Origin of the sequence: Thermoflexus hugenholtzii JAD2 (genome assembly GCF_900187885.1) — a bacterium.
Taxonomy (GTDB): Bacteria; Chloroflexota; Anaerolineae; order Thermoflexales; family Thermoflexaceae; genus Thermoflexus; species Thermoflexus hugenholtzii.
In genome coordinates this window covers 55,239-71,369 of record NZ_FYEK01000002.1, presented here as the reverse complement: position 1 = coordinate 71,369, position 16,131 = coordinate 55,239, and the positions used below count along the sequence as shown (strand labels likewise).

The 16,131-nt window shown below is 66.8% G+C and carries 11 protein-coding genes and 1 pseudogene; 4 read left to right on the top strand and 8 right to left on the bottom strand.

What is annotated here, in order from left to right; translation table 11 throughout:
* Positions 1 to 99 precede the first annotated feature (99 nt).
* The 4 genes from CFB18_RS00235 (at position 100) to CFB18_RS00220 (ending at position 3,742) form a co-directional block, all read left to right on the top strand.
* Positions 100 to 1,914, top strand: a complete 1,815-nt coding sequence (locus tag CFB18_RS00235; RefSeq protein WP_088569805.1) for a heme o synthase — start codon at positions 100 to 102, stop codon at positions 1,912 to 1,914.
* Between the two features lie 374 nt (positions 1,915 to 2,288).
* Positions 2,289 to 2,885, top strand: a complete 597-nt coding sequence (locus CFB18_RS00230; RefSeq protein ID WP_159461488.1) for a polysaccharide deacetylase family protein — start codon at positions 2,289 to 2,291, stop codon at positions 2,883 to 2,885.
* 131 nt (positions 2,886 to 3,016) lie between these two features.
* On the top strand, positions 3,017 to 3,277 hold the full coding sequence (locus CFB18_RS00225; protein ID WP_088569803.1) for a UPF0175 family protein: 261 nt from the start codon (positions 3,017 to 3,019) through the stop codon (positions 3,275 to 3,277).
* A 42-nt stretch (positions 3,278 to 3,319) separates the two neighbouring features.
* Positions 3,320 to 3,742 (top strand): PIN domain-containing protein, encoded by a 423-nt coding sequence (locus CFB18_RS00220; RefSeq protein ID WP_200807996.1) that lies wholly within the window; start codon positions 3,320 to 3,322, stop codon positions 3,740 to 3,742.
* A 255-nt stretch (positions 3,743 to 3,997) separates the two neighbouring features.
* On the opposite strand, the gene CFB18_RS00215 is transcribed toward CFB18_RS00220, so the two are convergent.
* From CFB18_RS00215 to CFB18_RS00185, 8 genes and pseudogenes are all read right to left on the bottom strand, one after another.
* Positions 3,998 to 5,362 carry an LCP family protein gene (locus CFB18_RS00215; protein ID WP_159461487.1) on the bottom strand — a complete coding sequence of 455 codons (1,365 nt, stop codon included), beginning with the start codon at positions 5,360 to 5,362 and terminating at the stop codon, positions 3,998 to 4,000.
* A 737-nt stretch (positions 5,363 to 6,099) separates the two neighbouring features.
* Entirely contained in the window at positions 6,100 to 6,429 is a 330-nt protein-coding gene (locus CFB18_RS15710) for a hypothetical protein (protein ID WP_234976982.1), read from the bottom strand.
* Between the two features lie 15 nt (positions 6,430 to 6,444).
* Positions 6,445 to 7,422, bottom strand: coding sequence for a glycoside hydrolase family protein (locus CFB18_RS14795; RefSeq protein WP_143597443.1), 978 nt, complete (start codon positions 7,420 to 7,422; stop codon positions 6,445 to 6,447).
* Positions 7,423 to 7,762: 340 nt separating this feature from the next.
* On the bottom strand, positions 7,763 to 9,091 hold the full coding sequence (locus tag CFB18_RS00200; RefSeq protein ID WP_088569798.1) for a UDP-glucose dehydrogenase family protein: 1,329 nt from the start codon (positions 9,089 to 9,091) through the stop codon (positions 7,763 to 7,765).
* A gap of 42 nt (positions 9,092 to 9,133) precedes the next feature.
* Positions 9,134 to 10,708: an ABC transporter ATP-binding protein gene (locus tag CFB18_RS16410; protein ID WP_407083993.1), complete on the bottom strand. Its 1,575-nt coding sequence runs from the start codon at positions 10,706 to 10,708 to the stop codon at positions 9,134 to 9,136.
* 111 nt (positions 10,709 to 10,819) lie between these two features.
* Positions 10,820 to 11,665 (bottom strand): annotated as a pseudogene (locus CFB18_RS16405) (ABC transporter permease); the annotation flags it as partial.
* 183 nt (positions 11,666 to 11,848) lie between these two features.
* On the bottom strand, positions 11,849 to 13,036 hold the full coding sequence (locus tag CFB18_RS00190) for an ABC transporter permease (protein WP_200807995.1): 1,188 nt from the start codon (positions 13,034 to 13,036) through the stop codon (positions 11,849 to 11,851).
* Between the two features lie 180 nt (positions 13,037 to 13,216).
* The gene (locus CFB18_RS00185) at positions 13,217 to 16,096 is read right to left on the bottom strand and encodes a helicase C-terminal domain-containing protein (RefSeq protein ID WP_088569796.1); all 2,880 of its coding nucleotides are present in this window, start codon (positions 16,094 to 16,096) and stop codon (positions 13,217 to 13,219) included.
* Positions 16,097 to 16,131: the final 35 nt, after the last annotated feature.

Genomic DNA, 16,131 nt, shown 5'->3' with positions numbered 1-16,131 from the left:
GGGGCCCGTAGGTCTCCGGCTATCATTGGAGATAAGCATCATCCCCAACGTTCGAACGGATCCCGGCCCGCGCTGGCCGGATGCGTGTGGAGGCTTCAGATGGCGAATGGGAAAAGCGGTAAGGGCGTGCGGGTGTTGCTGGTCCTCACGGCTCTGGTTATCGGCCTGTTGACGGCTTGGGGCGCTCTGGTGCGCAGCACGGGGTCCGGCCTCGGTTGCCCGGACTGGCCGTTGTGTTACGGCCGGCTTTTCCCCCCGATTGAGGACGTCGCCGCATGGTTGGAATGGATCCACCGGTTGCTGGCCGCCAGCGTCACGCCGTTGCTTTTCCTCTCGGCGTTCCTCGCCTGGCGACGGGAACGCCAGCCGGCCCTGTATCGGCCCCTCTTCTGGGCCCTGGGGCTGGTTTTCGGTCAGGCCCTTCTGGGCGGGCTGACAGTGATCCTGGAGCTTCCCCCCACAATCGTGGCCGTGCACCTGGCCATGGCCCTCATTATCCTCACCCTCACCCTCGTGGCCGCCACCCGCGCCTTCGCCCCCTGGGCGGCGCGCCCTCCCCATCGCGATCTCGCGGCGATCCAGCCTGCGGCCGCCGCGGTGCGCGCCATTGGGATGATCGGACTGGCGTTGTTCGCCCTGACGCTGGTGGGGGCCACGGTGACGGGGAGCGGCGCCTCCTGGGCGTGTTCGTCTTGGCCCTTCTGTGAAGGCTGGACGATCTGGCCCGGGGATCTGCTCGGCCGGGTCCACATGCTCCACCGGCTGGTCGCCCTGGGCGTGGGGGTGGCCTTCGCATGGCTTGTGGTGCGCTTGGCCGCCTGGTCCGGGATCCCCCGCGGGATCTTCCGCTGGATGCTGGCGGCCGGTGTCCTGTATGTGCTTCAGATGGGGCTGGGGGCCATCAACCTGTGGATGGGGTTCCCCGCTCTGCTGAACACCCTGCACCTCGGGCTGGCGACGGCCATTTGGGCCGCTGTCGTAGTCGCCTGGGCCTGGGCGCTGGGGGAAGCCCAGTGGGCCGAGCCGACGCTTCAGGAAACCGTGCGGCTGCGTCACATCTGGGAGCCTTATTTCACCCTCACCAAGCCGGGGATCGTGGCCCTGCTGCTGGTGACCACGGCCGGGGCGATGCTGATTGCCCAGGGCGGATTGCCCCCCATCCTCACCTTCATCTACACCCTGCTGGGAGGGTTCCTGATCTCCGGCGGGGCCAACGCCATGAACAACGTGTGGGATGCGGACCTGGACCAGCGGATGCACCGCACCGCCCGTCGCCCGATCCCGGCGGGACGCATCGGCCGACGGGAGGCCGCGGCGGTGGCCTTGCTCTTCTCCGCTCTCGGATTGCTCCTGCTGTGGACCTTCGTCAACGCCACGGCGGCAGGGCTGGCCCTGGCCGGCTGGATCTGGTATGTGGGGATCTACACGATGATCCTCAAGCGGTGGACCTCTCAGAACATCGTGATCGGCGGGGCGGCGGGAGGGTTCGCGCCGCTGGTGGGCTGGGCGGCGATCACCGGCCGCGTGGATCCGATGGCCCTTTTCCTTTTCGCGTTGATCTTCTTCTGGACGCCGCCCCATACCTGGGCCTTCGCCATCCTGACCGAGCGGGATTACCGGGAGGCGGGGATCCCGATGCTGCCGGTGGTCACCGGCGCGCGCCCGGCGGCCCTCCAGGCGCTGATCTACACGGGGATCCTGATGGCCCTCGGGCTCGTGCCTTTCCTGATCCGGGCAATGGGCTGGATGTATCTGGCCGGCGCCCTCTTGCTGAACGCTTGGCTGCTGCTGCTGGCCCTTCGCCTCTGGCAGGACCCCTCTAAGGCCCATGCCCGCCGGCTGTATCACGCCTCCAACACTTATCTCTTCCTGTTTTTCATCGTGATGGTGGTGGATCGCCTCGTTCGCGGGTGAGCCCGTTTCGTGTGTCGAGGGCCATGCGCCGCCCGGGCAGCGCTGGTCCAGAGGCAGTGCGGTGGAGTGATCAGTGCATTGGATGAGGGAGCGATCCGCCCATGGGTTCCCGAAGAGGTGCGGGGATTTCCCGCTGTCGGTTGCATTCCCATTGGAGATCTGCTTGGCTCTTCGGGGCGAGCGCTCTCCTTCTGCTCCTCGGGGCCCGCTGGCCGGAGCCGGCCCCGCCTCCCCGCGGATCCCCCTCGGACGAAGATCCTCAGGCGCTGCGTCAGTCCCTTCGGGAAGCTCGAAAGGAGACGCCCAGGCCCCGCCGGCGCAGAGGACCACCCCCCTGCGCGACACCCGGCGTGGTCTGCCGGGGATCCGCCCCGATGGTGGCCTTGACCTTCGATGATTGCTTCCTTCCAGATCTGGTGGAGCCGCTTCTTCAGGATCTGGAGGCCGTAGGCGCTCGGGCCACGTTCTTCTGCGTGGGCCGGGTGTTTCGGTCTCATCCCGAGCTAGCCCGGCGCCTGGTGGCGGGAGGGCACGAGCTGGGCAACCATACATTGCATCACCGGATGCTGGCCCCGCGTCCGGATCGGAGGGTGATCGACACCGAGATCGACGGCTGGCAGCGGGCGGTGGAGGAGGCCCTGGGCGGGCCCTATCCTACCCGCTGGTTTCGTCCGCCGGGGATGGCGGGCTTCACCACGGAAGCGGATCCAAAGATCCTGGAGGCGGTGCGGCGGCGGGGGATGCGGGTGGCCCTCTGGACCCTGGACGTTTATCGATCGCTGGATCGACTGGGGGTGCGGGATCCGGAGAAGGTGGCGGCCTTTTTGCGGGAGCGGGTGCGGGGTGGGGAGGTCGTCCTGCTGCACGTCAGCACATCGAACGTGGAGGGAGCCCGTCGGGTGCTGCCGGAGCTGGCGGCCCGCTTCCGGCTGGTGACGTTGAGCGAGATGTTCCCACCGGACTCCCCGTGATGGGTGAGGAAGGCCCAGGAAGCCCGCTCTTTCTCGACTGGAGAAGCGGAGAATGGGGTTTGACGGTCATCGAGCCACGCGCTACATTAGAGGTAAGGCCGTAATCCGTCTGAATGGAAGGATGGTGTTCCATGCGCGAATTAAAAGTTGTGTTAACCATCCCTGAGAAGGTGCTTCTAGCCGAGAAGAGCGATCCGGAGACCTTCGCTCGAGAGCTACTGATGCTGGCTGCGGTAAAGCTATACGAGATGGGACGTCTTTCTTCTGGTCGAGCGGCCGAGCTGGCAGGTATGCCCCGCGTCGAATTTCTTCTCAGTCTGCACCGCTATCGGGTATTTCCGCTGGCAGCGGATCTGGAGGATCTGGAGGCCGCCGGTGAGAGTGGCGATTAGCAACACTTCGCCTATTTATATCGAATTGGTGGGATTGAGTGGTTGGGGAACATCTTTGTTGAGGTGTGGGCCCCTAATGCGGTAGTGGAGGAATTAGAAGCCGGCCGGTTTCGTGGATATGACGTGCCCCAAGTTGAAGATTATCCATGGCTCAAAAGGATAAACCCACGTCATGCGCCTGAGGAATGGCTGTCGGTGGACTTAGGTCGGGGGGAGTTGGCGACTCTGGCTTTGGCGTTTGAGCACAGAGAGGCAGTGGTTCTGCTTGATGACCGTTTGGCCCGGCGGATCGCGCAGGCGGCTGGATTGCAGGTATGGGGAATACTCCGTATTCTTCTTGAAGCCAAGGAGCGTGGTGTCATCGAGCAAGTATCCCCTTATGTGGAGAGACTGGTTGGGGCAGGCATGGGGTTGTCGGAGGACCTGCGTCGTCGCATCTTACGCTTAGCTGGCGAAGCCCCCTGATTCTATGCGCAGCAGACTGGCCTGGTCATGCTGTGCTCAGTTATCTGTAGCAGACTCGAGACGTTCAGCTGCCTCCCTTGAGCGCCTCCGGGTGACTGCTTCCTTCCGGATCTGGTGGAGCCGCTTCTTCGGGATCTGGAGGCAGTGGGCGCTCGGGCCGCGTTCTTCTGCGTGGGCTGGGTGCTGCGCGCCCATCCAGAGCGGGCTCGGCGCATTGGTGGCAGGGGGACACGAGCCGGGCCATTCCGAATCTCCTCAGGGGCATGGGTTGAAATCAGGCCCTAACCAAATCCGATAAGGAACTGCCGCGTCGGGCTCCGGAGCACGTTCCAGGCGGGAGAAGGAAATCCGCAACGCCCGCAGGAGTCTTCCGGCTTCGCTTCCTCCTCCTTCTTTCAGCATCATCACCCGCGTGGGCTGCTCCTCCCGCCGCAGCTCCACCCGCCGCGTCACGCGGAACCCGGCCTCCGCCAGCACCTCCTCCGCGATGTCTCCGCGAGCTTTCTCTCCGGTGGCGTTGATCAACTCCACCGGCGTCCGCTCCGCCGGGTTCGGCATGGGCTCGGTCAGGAACCGCCGCAGGAAGGGGATAGTGTTCCCGGTCTGCACGTAGATCCACAGCTCCAGCGGCTGCGTCACCCCCGTCGTCGGCGGCGGCAGATACAGGGTTCGCGAGGAGACCATGGTGGCGTGCAGATACGCATGAGCGATCCGATCCTCCGGCAACCGCCGCCCCACCCATGCCAGCCACACCACTTCCCCCAGGGAGAGATTGGTGTGGACCATCTGCTGGATCGCCGGCCAGAGCTCCGGGATGCGGGGCAGCAGGTTTTCAGAGCGCAGCTTCCGGAATATCGCGCGCAGCACCTGCTGCTGCCGGCGCGCCCGGTGGTAATCGCTGGTCGTCAGGCGGGACCGCATATACGCCATCGCCAGCTTCCCGTCCAGGTGATACCATCCCGGCGTCCGCAGGTCCAGCGTGTAGGTCAGCGTCGGATAGTCCGGGTCCGGGAACACATCATACAGCGGGCAACGCACCAGCACGTCCACCCCGCCCAGAGCGTCGATCAGCCGGCGCATCCCCGTGAAATCGATGGCCACAAATCGATCCACGGAGATCCCCAGGTTCAGCCGCAGGGTGGATCGCAACCCCTCAAAGCCTCCGCTGGGATAGGCCGTGTTCAGTTTGTGCTCCCCACCCCATGGCAGACGCACCCACAGATCCCGGGGGATGCTGACCATTCGCACGGAGGGCTCGTCCGGATCAATCGAGATCAAGATCATGGTGTCCGTTCGGCCCCGGCGCTCGATGTTCCAGCGGTCCATCCCGAGCAGGATGAGGTTCACCCGGTTGGGCGGAAGCCCCAGCCCGGCAGAGCCGCCGGGGGCGATGGGCGTCATCGGTGCCGGCGTGGGCGTGGCGGTCGCCGTCGCCGTCGGGACAGGAGAGGGCGTCGGGCTGGGGGTGGGGGTGGGCGGAGGGGTGGGGGATGGCGTCGGCGTCTCGGCGACGGGTTCGGCCATAGGGAGCGGCCGCCAACGCCCCCGGAAGGAGAGATCCGGCAGGCTGAACAACAGGGCCAGCAATCCCAGCGCGTACAGCAGGGCTTTGGGTCTCATGGACCTCCCCTCCTCTCAACTAAGGTACCCAAACAGGGAATAAGCAGGACGCGTCCTCCAACTGGATGAGCAACCGCGGTTCTTCCTGCTGGAACGGAGCCCGGATGTTTCTCACAATCCAGAGGGCATTTCCCGGCAAAACTTGAAACGTGATCGGATCCATCTTGCTGGAGATCACCAAGCTCTGGCTGTCCGGCGACCAGGCGTGGCCTCCGGGCATGCCGTAGGGAAAAGATGGAAAGAAGGCTTGGCCCCTTAGTCGGCCGCTGGGCAAGCTCATTGGAACCATCAGCACGCCGGACCCCTGCCAGACAGCGAGGAAGCGACCATCCGGGGACCAGGCTGGGCAGCAGATTCCTCCAGGAACAGAAAACAGCACGCGCTCCCCACTCCCATCAGAACGAATGAGGCATATGGCGCCGCCTGCCTCATCGTAGCATTCGAAGGCGATCCACATTCCATCCGGCGACCACGTGTGGGAGCCGGCCGAGCGCGCGCTCAGCTTTCGAGCCTCGCTTCCATCCGCGTTCATCACATACAGGCCATCGGGCCTGGAGTAGGCAATCCGTTGCCCGTCCGGGGAGATCGCCGGGCTAAACCCTTGGGAAGTGAGCACGCGCCGTCCGCTTCCATCCGCGTTCATCCGACAGATCCCGGGCATGCAGTCAAACACAAGCCATGTCCCGTCCGGGGCAACGCTGGGAGAGGATTCGGACTCGTGGGGTGTAGCGGTCAGATCAATCCGATCGCTTCCATCCGGTCGCACCGAGGAGAGATCGCACTGACTGTAGTCGAGGCTGCAAAGCGTGAATACGATCCGCCCGCGCAGCGTGGAAAGCGGGAGGGGTGTGGGGGTGGCGGTCGACGTAGGGGTCGGCGCTGGAGTGGGGGTAGGCGTGATGGCCGGGGTAGGGGTAGAGGCGGGCGATGGGTTCGCCGTTGCCGGAAGCGGTGAGGGGGTCTGCAGGGGGGCGACCGTCGAAGGCCCGCCGCAGCCGAGCAGGCCGATCAAGGCCAACACACAGAGCCTGCGCAACTTCCGCATAGCGCACCTCCCAGGAACTCATGGGCTTGGGAGATCCTCAAAGTTTCTTCACCAGCACGTAACGACCCCGCGTGCCGAAGGGAGTGGCGGTGTAAAGATACACTGCCGGGCCCACCTGAACGAGATCGGCATGGCCGACGCCGACGTTGCCCGGCAGGTCCATCAACAGCGGGTTGCCCGGATATTTCTCCCAGGGGCCATCGATGAAGGGCCTCCGGCTGCGGGCCATCCCCAGCCCGAACTGGTCGTCCCCCACGCCGGGCCGGCTGGGACCTCGGATGCCTTCATAGACCATATAGTAGTGGGAACCCTCCCGCACCACATCGGCGGCGGAGATGGTGCGGAACTCAAAGTAACGATTGGCTGCAGGGCCCGTGAGCTCCAGAGGGCCGTAATCGGCTTCCGGCCCGAAAAGGGGATTGGCGGTGCAACGCCGCCAGCCCCGGGCCGTCAGGGCCTTCGGGCCTACCAGGCATCCCATGTGCCCGGGGCTCCGCCCCAGGTTGACGAACACATACAGACGCGTTCCGGTGACGAAAAGGCCCGGCGGACCTCCAGCCAGGCACTCCCCATACTCCCGCTCGGAAAGGATGTGGGGATGCCTCCCCACCCGTTCCTCGGGCCGGCATCGACGGGCCGGGGAGGACCATCCGGTGCCCGGGATCCGCAGCGCCGGGGACCAGCGAAGGCCATCCGGGGAGATCCGCAGGTAAACAGCTCCACGCCATTCATACACCATATAGGCCCGTCTTCTCTCGAAGAAGACCCGGGGATACTGTTGTTGATCGACCTGATCCCGCTGGGGATCGCAAGGGCAGCGGGCGCATGGGATCAGGCAGACCGGACGTTCCAGGCGGAAGTGACGGCCCCCATCGGTGCTGCGCCACAGGGTGACACACCCCGGGAAGGGGACCGGCTGGCCGCAGGAATCCACCACCCCCGCGGAAGGAAAGCTGGCGTGCAGATAGGACCAGAATTCTAAGCCGCCGCGCCAGACCGTATCGGATTCCCCCAACGGAAGTCCCGTATCCGGGACCTCCAGGATCCACTCCGCCTGACCGGCCCAGAACTCTGCCAGGGAAGCGAAGGACCGTCCCGGCGGCGGGGCCGGATCCGCAGGATGAGAGGCAGGCCCTTCGGATGAAGGAGAGGCTGGCTGAGGATCAAGCGTCCACGTGTAAGAATTCAGGAGGATAGAAAACAGGAAGGAAACAGCCAGCCGGATCAATCGGCGGGCTCTTGTATCATCCTGAGTCCCCGAGGGATCAACCCGGCGCGAGGGGGCTGAGGCCATAACCGCCCCTTTTGCCCTGTTCGGAACGCAGCCGAGCGTGAAAGAAGACGACCTGCTCTGGCTATTCGCGATCCGATCCTGTCCGATTATACCCCCGGCCGATCCCCCGGTAGATGAAGCCCAGCTCGCGCATCATCTCGGGCTCATAGATGTTACGGCCGTCGATGATCACCGGCCGCCGCATGAGCTGCTTGATGCGCGGGAGATCCAGATGCTTGAACTCGTTCCAGTCCGTCACCACCACCAGGGCGTCGGCGCCCTCGGCCAGCTCGTAGGGATCGGCGCACATGATCACCTGGGGCAGGACCCGCGCGGCGTTGGGCATGGCGACCGGATCGTAGGCCCGCACGACAGCCCCCTCCCGGAGGAGCAGCCCCGCGATCTCCAGGGCCGGGGCCTCCCGGATGTCATCGGTGTTCGGCTTAAAGGCCAGCCCCAGCAGCCCGATCACCATGCCCCGCAGATCCTCCAGGATCTCCTTTAGTTTCCACACCACCCGCCGCCGCTGATCCCGGTTGATCTCCACCACCGCCTGCAACAGCTGCGGATGACACCCGTGGACGACGGCCATGTGAATGAGGGCCTTGACGTCCTTAGGGAAGCATGAGCCCCCCCACCCCACCCCGGCGTCCAGGAAGGCGCGGCCGATGCGCTTGTCATAGCCCATGCCGGCCGCCACCTCCTTCACATCGGCCCCCAGGGCCTCGCAGATGTTGGCGATCTCGTTGATGAAGGAGATTTTGGTGGCCAGGAAGGCGTTGGAGGCGTATTTGATCATCTCGGCGGTGCGCAGGTCGGTGATCATGATGGTGCTGCGCAGGGGCAGATACAGCTGGGCTACCTTCTCCGCTGCTTCCCGATCCAGCGAGCCCAGGACGATGCGATCGGGGTTCATGAAGTCGTAAACCGCTGACCCCTCCCGCAGGAACTCGGGGTTGGAGACCACCCAGAAGGGAATGGGCTGGCGCTGGCGGCTGCGCACGATGTCTGCCACCCAATCTCCGGTCCCCACCGGCACCGTGCTCTTGTTGACGATGATGAGGGGATGGTCCATCACCTCCCCGATGCGCTCCGCGGCCATGCGCACATACCGCAAATCTGCCTCTCCGTCCACCCCCTCGGGGGTCCCCACGGCGATGAAGACGAACTCCGCCGGCAGGCCGTTGATGCCTTCCTCATATGAGGTCGTGAAGGAAAGGCGGCTCGCCTTCATGTTGCGGCGGACGATCTCTTCCAGCCCTGGCTCGAAGATGGGGAGCCGGCCTTCCTGCAGCATGGCGATCTTTTCCTCATTGATATCCACGCACGCCACCCGATTGCCCAGGTCCGCCAGGCAAGCCGCGGTGGTCAATCCGACGTAGCCGGCTCCGATCACGCAAATCCGCTTCATCTCCGCCTCCTGCCGGGATCGAACATCGATGCGTGCCCTCGCTCATCCGGCAAGGGTTTGGGCGGCGGGGCGTTCCCCGTCCGTCCGCGCGGGGGCCGGGAGCACCCCGGCCATCAGCAGGCCCACCTGCTGCAGCGTGGCCTCCGCCGCCTCCAGGACGGCCACAATGCGCCCCCGATACATCACCGCGATCCGATCGGATAGGGAGAAGATCTCGTCCAGCTCCGTGGAGACCAGGAGCACGGCCACCCCCTGGTCCCGCATCTCCACGATCTTGCGATGGATGTATTCGGTGGCCCCCACGTCGAGCCCCCGGGTGGGCTGGTTGGCCACCAGCAGCCGGATGGGCCGGGACAGCTCCCGGGCGGCGATCACCTTCTGCTGGTTGCCGCCGGAGAGGTTGCGGACAGGCATGTAGGGGCTCGGGGTCCGAATGTCATAAAGGGCGATGAGACGGCGAGCGTGTTCCAGGATCGCCTGGGGCTGCCGCTGGAGGCCCCGGGCGAAGGGCAGGCGGTCATAAGCGTTCAGAACCAGGTTGTCGGCGACGGAGTAAGGCAGCACCAGGCCGTGCTTCTGCCGATCCTCCGGGATGTGCGCCATCCCGCGGTCGATCAGGGCCCGGGGCGGACGGCCGGTCACCTCCTCCCCAAGCAGGAACACCCGGCCGCCGGAGACGGGGCGCAACCCCACCAGAGCCTCGATCAGCTCGGTCTGTCCGTTCCCTTGCACCCCCGCGATCCCCAGGATCTCGCCGGCGCGCACGGAGAAGCTCACTCCATCCACCGCCAGCGCCCCCCGGTCGTCCCGCACCCGCAGATCCTCCACCCGCAGGACCTCCTCCCCGGGCCGTGCGGGGGCTTTCTCCACCGTCAGCATCACCTCACGCCCGACCATCATCGCGGCCAGGTGGGCCTCGTCCGCCTCCTCCGGCGTCAGCACGCCCACCACCCGCCCGTTCCGGAGCACCGTGATGCGGTCCGCCACCGCCAGCACTTCTTTCAGTTTGTGGGTGATGAAGATGATGGAGACCCCCTGCCGCTGCAGGTGACGCATGACCCGGAACAGCTCCTCGGTCTCCTGGGGCGTCAGCACCGCCGTGGGCTCGTCCAGGATCAGGATGTCGGCGTTGCGGTAAAGGGCCTTGAGGATCTCCACCCGTTGCTGGACGCCCACCGGTAGGTCCTTCACCAGGGCCTCCGGGTCTACCTCCAGGCCGTAGCGGCGGGAGAGCTCCCGCACCTCCTGAACCGCCCGGCGCAGATCCAGGAAGGGGCCGCGGCGGACCTCCTGGCCCAGGATGATGTTCTCGGCCACGGTGAACACCGGCACCAGCATGAAGTGCTGGTGGACCATCCCGATCCCCAGGCGGATGGCGTCGTTCGGCCGGCGCAGCTCCACCGGCTGCCCCTTCACGTAGATCTCGCCTTCGTCCGGATGATACAGGCCGTAGAGGATGTTCATCAGGGTGGTCTTGCCGGCCCCGTTCTCCCCCAGGATGGCGTGGATCTCGCCCCGGCGCAGGGAGAAGTTCACGTGGTCGTTGGCCACCACCCCGGGGAACCGCTTGACGATCCCGACCGCCTGAAGGATCTCCCCATCGGCGGAGAAGGGCAGGGCCGCCGGGCGCTGGGTCCGACGGCGAGGCGGCAGCGCCTCGCGCTCATACGGCTGTCCGTCCGCCGCCGGCGGGATGGTGCGGCCGACGATGCCGGTGAGCACCAGCATGGTCATCACGTAGGGCACCATCCCCACGAACTGGGAGGGGGCGGGGAACTCGAACTGCTGGGCGTTGGCCTGCAGGGCCTGGGCCGCCCCGAACAGCAGCGTGGCCGCCCACGCCCCGAAGGGGGTCCAGTTCCCGAAGATCATCGCCGCCAGGGAGATGAAGCCCCGGCCGTTGGTCATCAACGGCTCGAAGGCCGGCACCGACTCCAGGGTGAAGTAGGCCCCCGCCAGCCCGGCCATCGCCCCACCCAGGATCACATTGATATAGCGCATGCGGATCACATCGATGCCCAGGGTGTCCGCCCCCCGAGGATGCTCCCCCACCGCTCGGGTGCGCAGCCCCCAGACAGTATGGAAAAGCAGGATGTGGACGGCCAGGACCAGGAGGGGGGCTAGCCAGGTGATGGGCTGCTGACTGAAGATGCTCCCCACCAGGGGGAGCTCCGAGAGCACCGGGAGGGAGATGCGGGGGAGCACGCCGGGGGAGTGGGGCATCTGACCGCCGAAGAACAGCTGGCGGTTCAGGTAGCCGGTGATCCCCACCGCCAGGATGTTGATCACCGTCCCGCTGATGATCTGATCGGTCTTATACGTGATCGAGAGGACGGCGTGGAGCAGGCCCAGGAGCGCCCCGCTCAAGATGGCCACCAGCACGCCCAGGAGCAGCGCCACCATGCCGGGCGCGCCGGCATCGTAGATGTAAAGGGAAGCTGTGAAGCCGGTGAAGGCCGCGGTGAGCATCATCCCCTCGATGGCGATGTTAACCACCCCGCTGCGCTCGCAGAAGATCCCGGAGAGGGCTCCCAGCACCAAAGGGGTAGAGACCCGGATGGTGGTGGCCAGCATGCTGACGAGGATCACCGCCGCGGGATACCGTCCGTATCCCAGGGCCACTGCCGCCCCGAAGATCAGGGCGATCACCCCGATGATGAAGCCGAACCGTCGCGCGTCCATCCCCTCTTCGCTCCCCGATCGGATCCCCTCAGGCGCCCCACGCATCGTTCGCGGGATATCTCGAGGTCATCCTCTTCACAGCTCTCCCCATCCTCGAGTGAGCACCATCCGCTCCTCCTCCGCCGCGCCCCGGAATAGCGGCCGATACAGCGTGCGCACGATCGCCTCGGCGGCCACGAACATCAGGATCAGGGCCTGGATCACCGAGATCAGATCCACCGGGACCTGGGTGAGGAACTGCATGCGGCTGGCCCCGTTGCGCAGGGCTCCGAAGAGGAAGGCGGCCAGCACCACTCCCATGGGGTGAACCTTCCCCAGCAGGGCGATGGCGATGGCGTCGAAGCCGTAGCCCAGGTTGAAGCTCAGCTCGTGCCGGTAATTCAGCCCCGTCACCTGCACCGCGCCCGCCATCCCGGCCAGGAAGCCGCTCATGGCCATCGTGAGCACAGTGATCCGGACGATGGGGATGCCCGCATAGCGGGCCGCGTGAGGGTTCAGGCCGACCGTCCGGATCTCGAAGCCCAGGGTGGTCCGCCAGAGCAGCCAGGCCACCAGCAGGGCCATCCCCAGGGCGATCAGGAACCCGGCGTGCAACCGGAGATCCGGATCAGCGAACAGTCGGGGGAGACGGGCGGTCTCTGCGATGCGAGGGGTGCGGGCCACCACGTTGGTCGGGCTGGGATCCCGCATGGGGCCGTTCAGGAGATAGCTGGCCATCAGCAGGGCGATGTAGTTCATCATGATCGTGTTGATGACCTCGTGCCCGCCGGTGCGGGCCTTCAGCCAGCCCGGGATGGCGGCCCACAGGGCGCCGGCCAGCGCCCCACCCAGGATGGCCAGCGGCAGATGCAGAAGAGCCGGGATGGTCCCGCCCACCAGAGAGGGAAGGGCGTAGCCGATCCACGCCGCGACGATGGCCCCCAGGGCCAGCTGGCCTTCCGCCCCGATGTTAAACAATCCTCCGTGGAAGGCCAGGGCGATGCCCAACCCGGCGAACACGTAGGGGGTCATCTGCACCAGGGTTTCGCTTAACGCCTTGGGGGAGCCGAAGGCCCCTTCCCACAGCCCCTGATAAGCCAGGAGGGCCAGCTGAGGCTTGCCGGTGGCGACGAAGACCACAACCCCGCCGATCCCCATCGCAGTCAGGACCGCCAGGATGGGGACCCAGAGAGCGCCGCTCTGAACGGATTGCCGAAGCGCTCGGGTGAGCTCATCCAGGCGCCCGCCCCACGTCCGCGCCAGCCCGCGAAGGCTCCGCTCCACATCCCACCTCCTCGCCCGTCCGCTACCCCGGGTTCAGGGCTCGCGATGCTGAGGCGTCTGATCGCTTTCAAGGGCCGGATGCCGAACAGCAACCGCCCTCCCCGATCCGATGTGGTTTGAATTTTACGTGGGGAGCCTTTCGCCCGGCAAACGGGATCGGTTCGGAGGCATCGGAACTTCTCACTTCGCCGCAGCGCCCATCAACCAGTCCTTCAGCACCGAACCGATGTCGGACAGAGGACCTCGATGGAGGGTGCACGGGGGAAGGGCGGTCAGGAACCAGGCTCCATACGTGCGGGTCAGCACCCGCCGATCCAGGATCACTACCACCCCCCGGTCGGAACGGCGGCGGATCAGGCGCCCGAAGCCCTGGCGGAACCGCAGCACCGCCTCCGGCACCGCGTAATCCAGGAACGGATCGCGGTAGCGGGCGCTCCGGGCGGCGAAGATCGGCTCGTCGGGAACCTCGAAAGGCAGCTTGGCGATGATCAGACATGAGAGGGCTTCCCCGGGGATATCCACCCCCTCCCAGAGGCTCCGGGTCCCCAGCAGCACCGCCCGCTCCGCTGAACGGAAGCGTTCCACCAGCTGGCGCCGGGAGCTTCCGTCCCTCTGTTCGTAGACGGAGATGCCGAGCCGGGCGAGGGGATCGGCGAGGGCCCGGGCGGCCCGCCGCAGGGGCGCGTAAGCGGTGAAGAGCACCATGGTGCGTCCGCCGATGGCCCGGGCCGCCTCCAGCACCGCCTGCTCCACCGCTCGCTGGTAGCCCGCCTGCCCCGGCTCCGGGATGTCCGTCACCAGATACACCAGGGCGTTCCGCCGGTAATCAAAGGGGGAATCCAGGGCCAGCTCCTCCATCTCCCAGGCCCCCAACCGCTCTTTCAGAAACGCGAAGGAAGGAGCCTGGCGTTCCCGGTCCACCGTCTGCAGGGTGGCCGAGGTCATGATCACGCAGCGCCGGGACCCCAGCAGGTGCCGCCGCACCAGCGGGCCCACTTCCAGGGGGGCCGCGTGCAGACGGACATGAGGCCAGCTCCCCCCTTCCCCCTGGCCTTCCAGCCAGTAGACGGTGTCCGGCGAGGGATTGCGGATGGCCGCCTCCAGGACCTGACGGGCCCTTTCGAAGTCATGGCTTAAGACCTGAACCAGGCCCAGCGGCTCCTCCACCTCGGCGAAGCCATGCTCCAGCAACTCTGTCAGCGCGGCACGGATGCTTGCCAGCGCCTCCTGGACGGCCCGCCAGCGGGCCGAGAGCAACTCCCATGCCTGCTCCACCGCGGCCCAGGCCGGGCGCTGGCGCTCGGCCCCCTGGAGGAGGACCTTGCGGGCGTGTTCCCCCCGCCCCGGCGCAGCGGCCTCCAGGAAGGCCACGAGGGCGTCCATCAGGACATCCACGCCGGTGCGGGCGGCCTCTACGGCCTCGCTCAACCGGCGCGTCAGGCCGGTCAGGGGGCCGCGGAGGGCAGGGGGCAGGCCCCGGCTCAAGGTGGTCAACGCGCCGGCCAGCCCCCCGGTCCGGTGATCCCGAGCCCCGCCGGCTTCCTGGAGCAGACGCAGCAGCCCGAAGCGATCGATCTCCACCGTAAGCTGCCGGGTGGCCGCTTCCTCCAGGTGGTGGGCCTCATCGATGATCAGGTGGCGGTGCTCCGGGAGCACCATGTTCTGGGTCGTCACGTCGGCGAAGAGGAGGGCGTGGTTGACGATGATCAGGTGGGCGGCCTCGGCGGCCTTGCGGGCGCGGTGAAGGAAGCAGCCTCCCTCGCCCCATGCGGCGCAGACCTCGGCCGTGCAGGCCTCGTTGTCGGCGGAGAGACGGGCCCACAGCGCGCGCTCCGCGGGTGTGGGCAGATACAGCTCATCCCCATCACCGGTGCGGGTAGTGGGCAGCCACACCAGGATTTTGACCAGCATGCGCAGCTCGTCGATGCTGGAGGGCCCGGCGTGCCGCAGCTGCATCACCCGCGCCGGGCAGAGGTAATGGGCTCGCCCCTTGAGGAGCGCCACCCGCAGCGCCGATCCATCCGCCAGCCCGGACTCGGAGAACAGGCGCTGGAGGACGGGGATGTCCTTCTGAAGCAGTTGCTCCTGGAGAGGGATCGTGTAAGTGGAGATCACCACCCGCTCGCCGTTTTGCAGGGCCCAGACGGCGGCGGGGATCAGATAGGCCAGGCTCTTGCCCACCCCGGTCCCCGCCTCGATCATCCGGTGGGTTCCTTCATTGAAGGAGGCGGCCACGGCCCGGAGCATCTCGACCTGCTGGGGACGGTGTTCATAGTCCGGGAAGATGCGAGAGAGGGCGCCTCCCGGCTCCAGCAGCCGGGCCAACGCCTCCTCATCCAGCGGCTGAGGCTCGCGGCGGGGGCGGAGGGGGCGGGCCCGCACGGGGGGCGGGGCCAGATAGGCCTCGGCGGTGGCCCGGCCCTTCGCCCGCAGCTGGGCCCCGATGCTCTGGTCCGCGAACCGGCCCCGCTGCACGGCCCGCAGGGCTTCCTCGAAGAAGCGGCGCGGGGGCCACGGGAAGCGGGCCGCGTGCCGGATGATCTCCTCCAGGATGGGCTCGGGGAGCTGGCAAGCCCGCTCGAACAACGCTTGGAACAGCCGGTGGGTCAGCCGGGCGTCCTCCAGGGCCCGGTGCACCACCTCCACCGGGATCCCCAGGTCGCGGGCCAGGGTGGAGAGGCTGTGGCCACCGGCGTAAGGGACCAGGATGGCCGCCAGCTCATAGGTGTCCAGGGCTTCGTTCTCCCGGAAGAGACCGTAGCGGCGCAGAAAGGCCAGGTCCTGATCGATGGAATGCCCCACCAGGACGGCGTCTCCCACCAGCGCCCGGAGGCGAGGGAGCAGGGCCCGCAACGGCGGCGCCTGCTCAGCCTCCTCCGGGCGGATGCCGGTGAGCTCCACAACGGCGGGCGGGATGGGGCGCTCAGGGCGGACCAGCGTTCCCCACTCGTCCAGGACCGTCTCCCCCCGGAACTTCACCACGCCGATCTCGATGATGGCGTCGGTCTCCGGATCCAGGCCGGTGGTTTCCAGATCGAGGGCCACGAAAACGGAGCGCATCCCGGTCGGCCTCTCGCAGAATGCATGACGCAGGG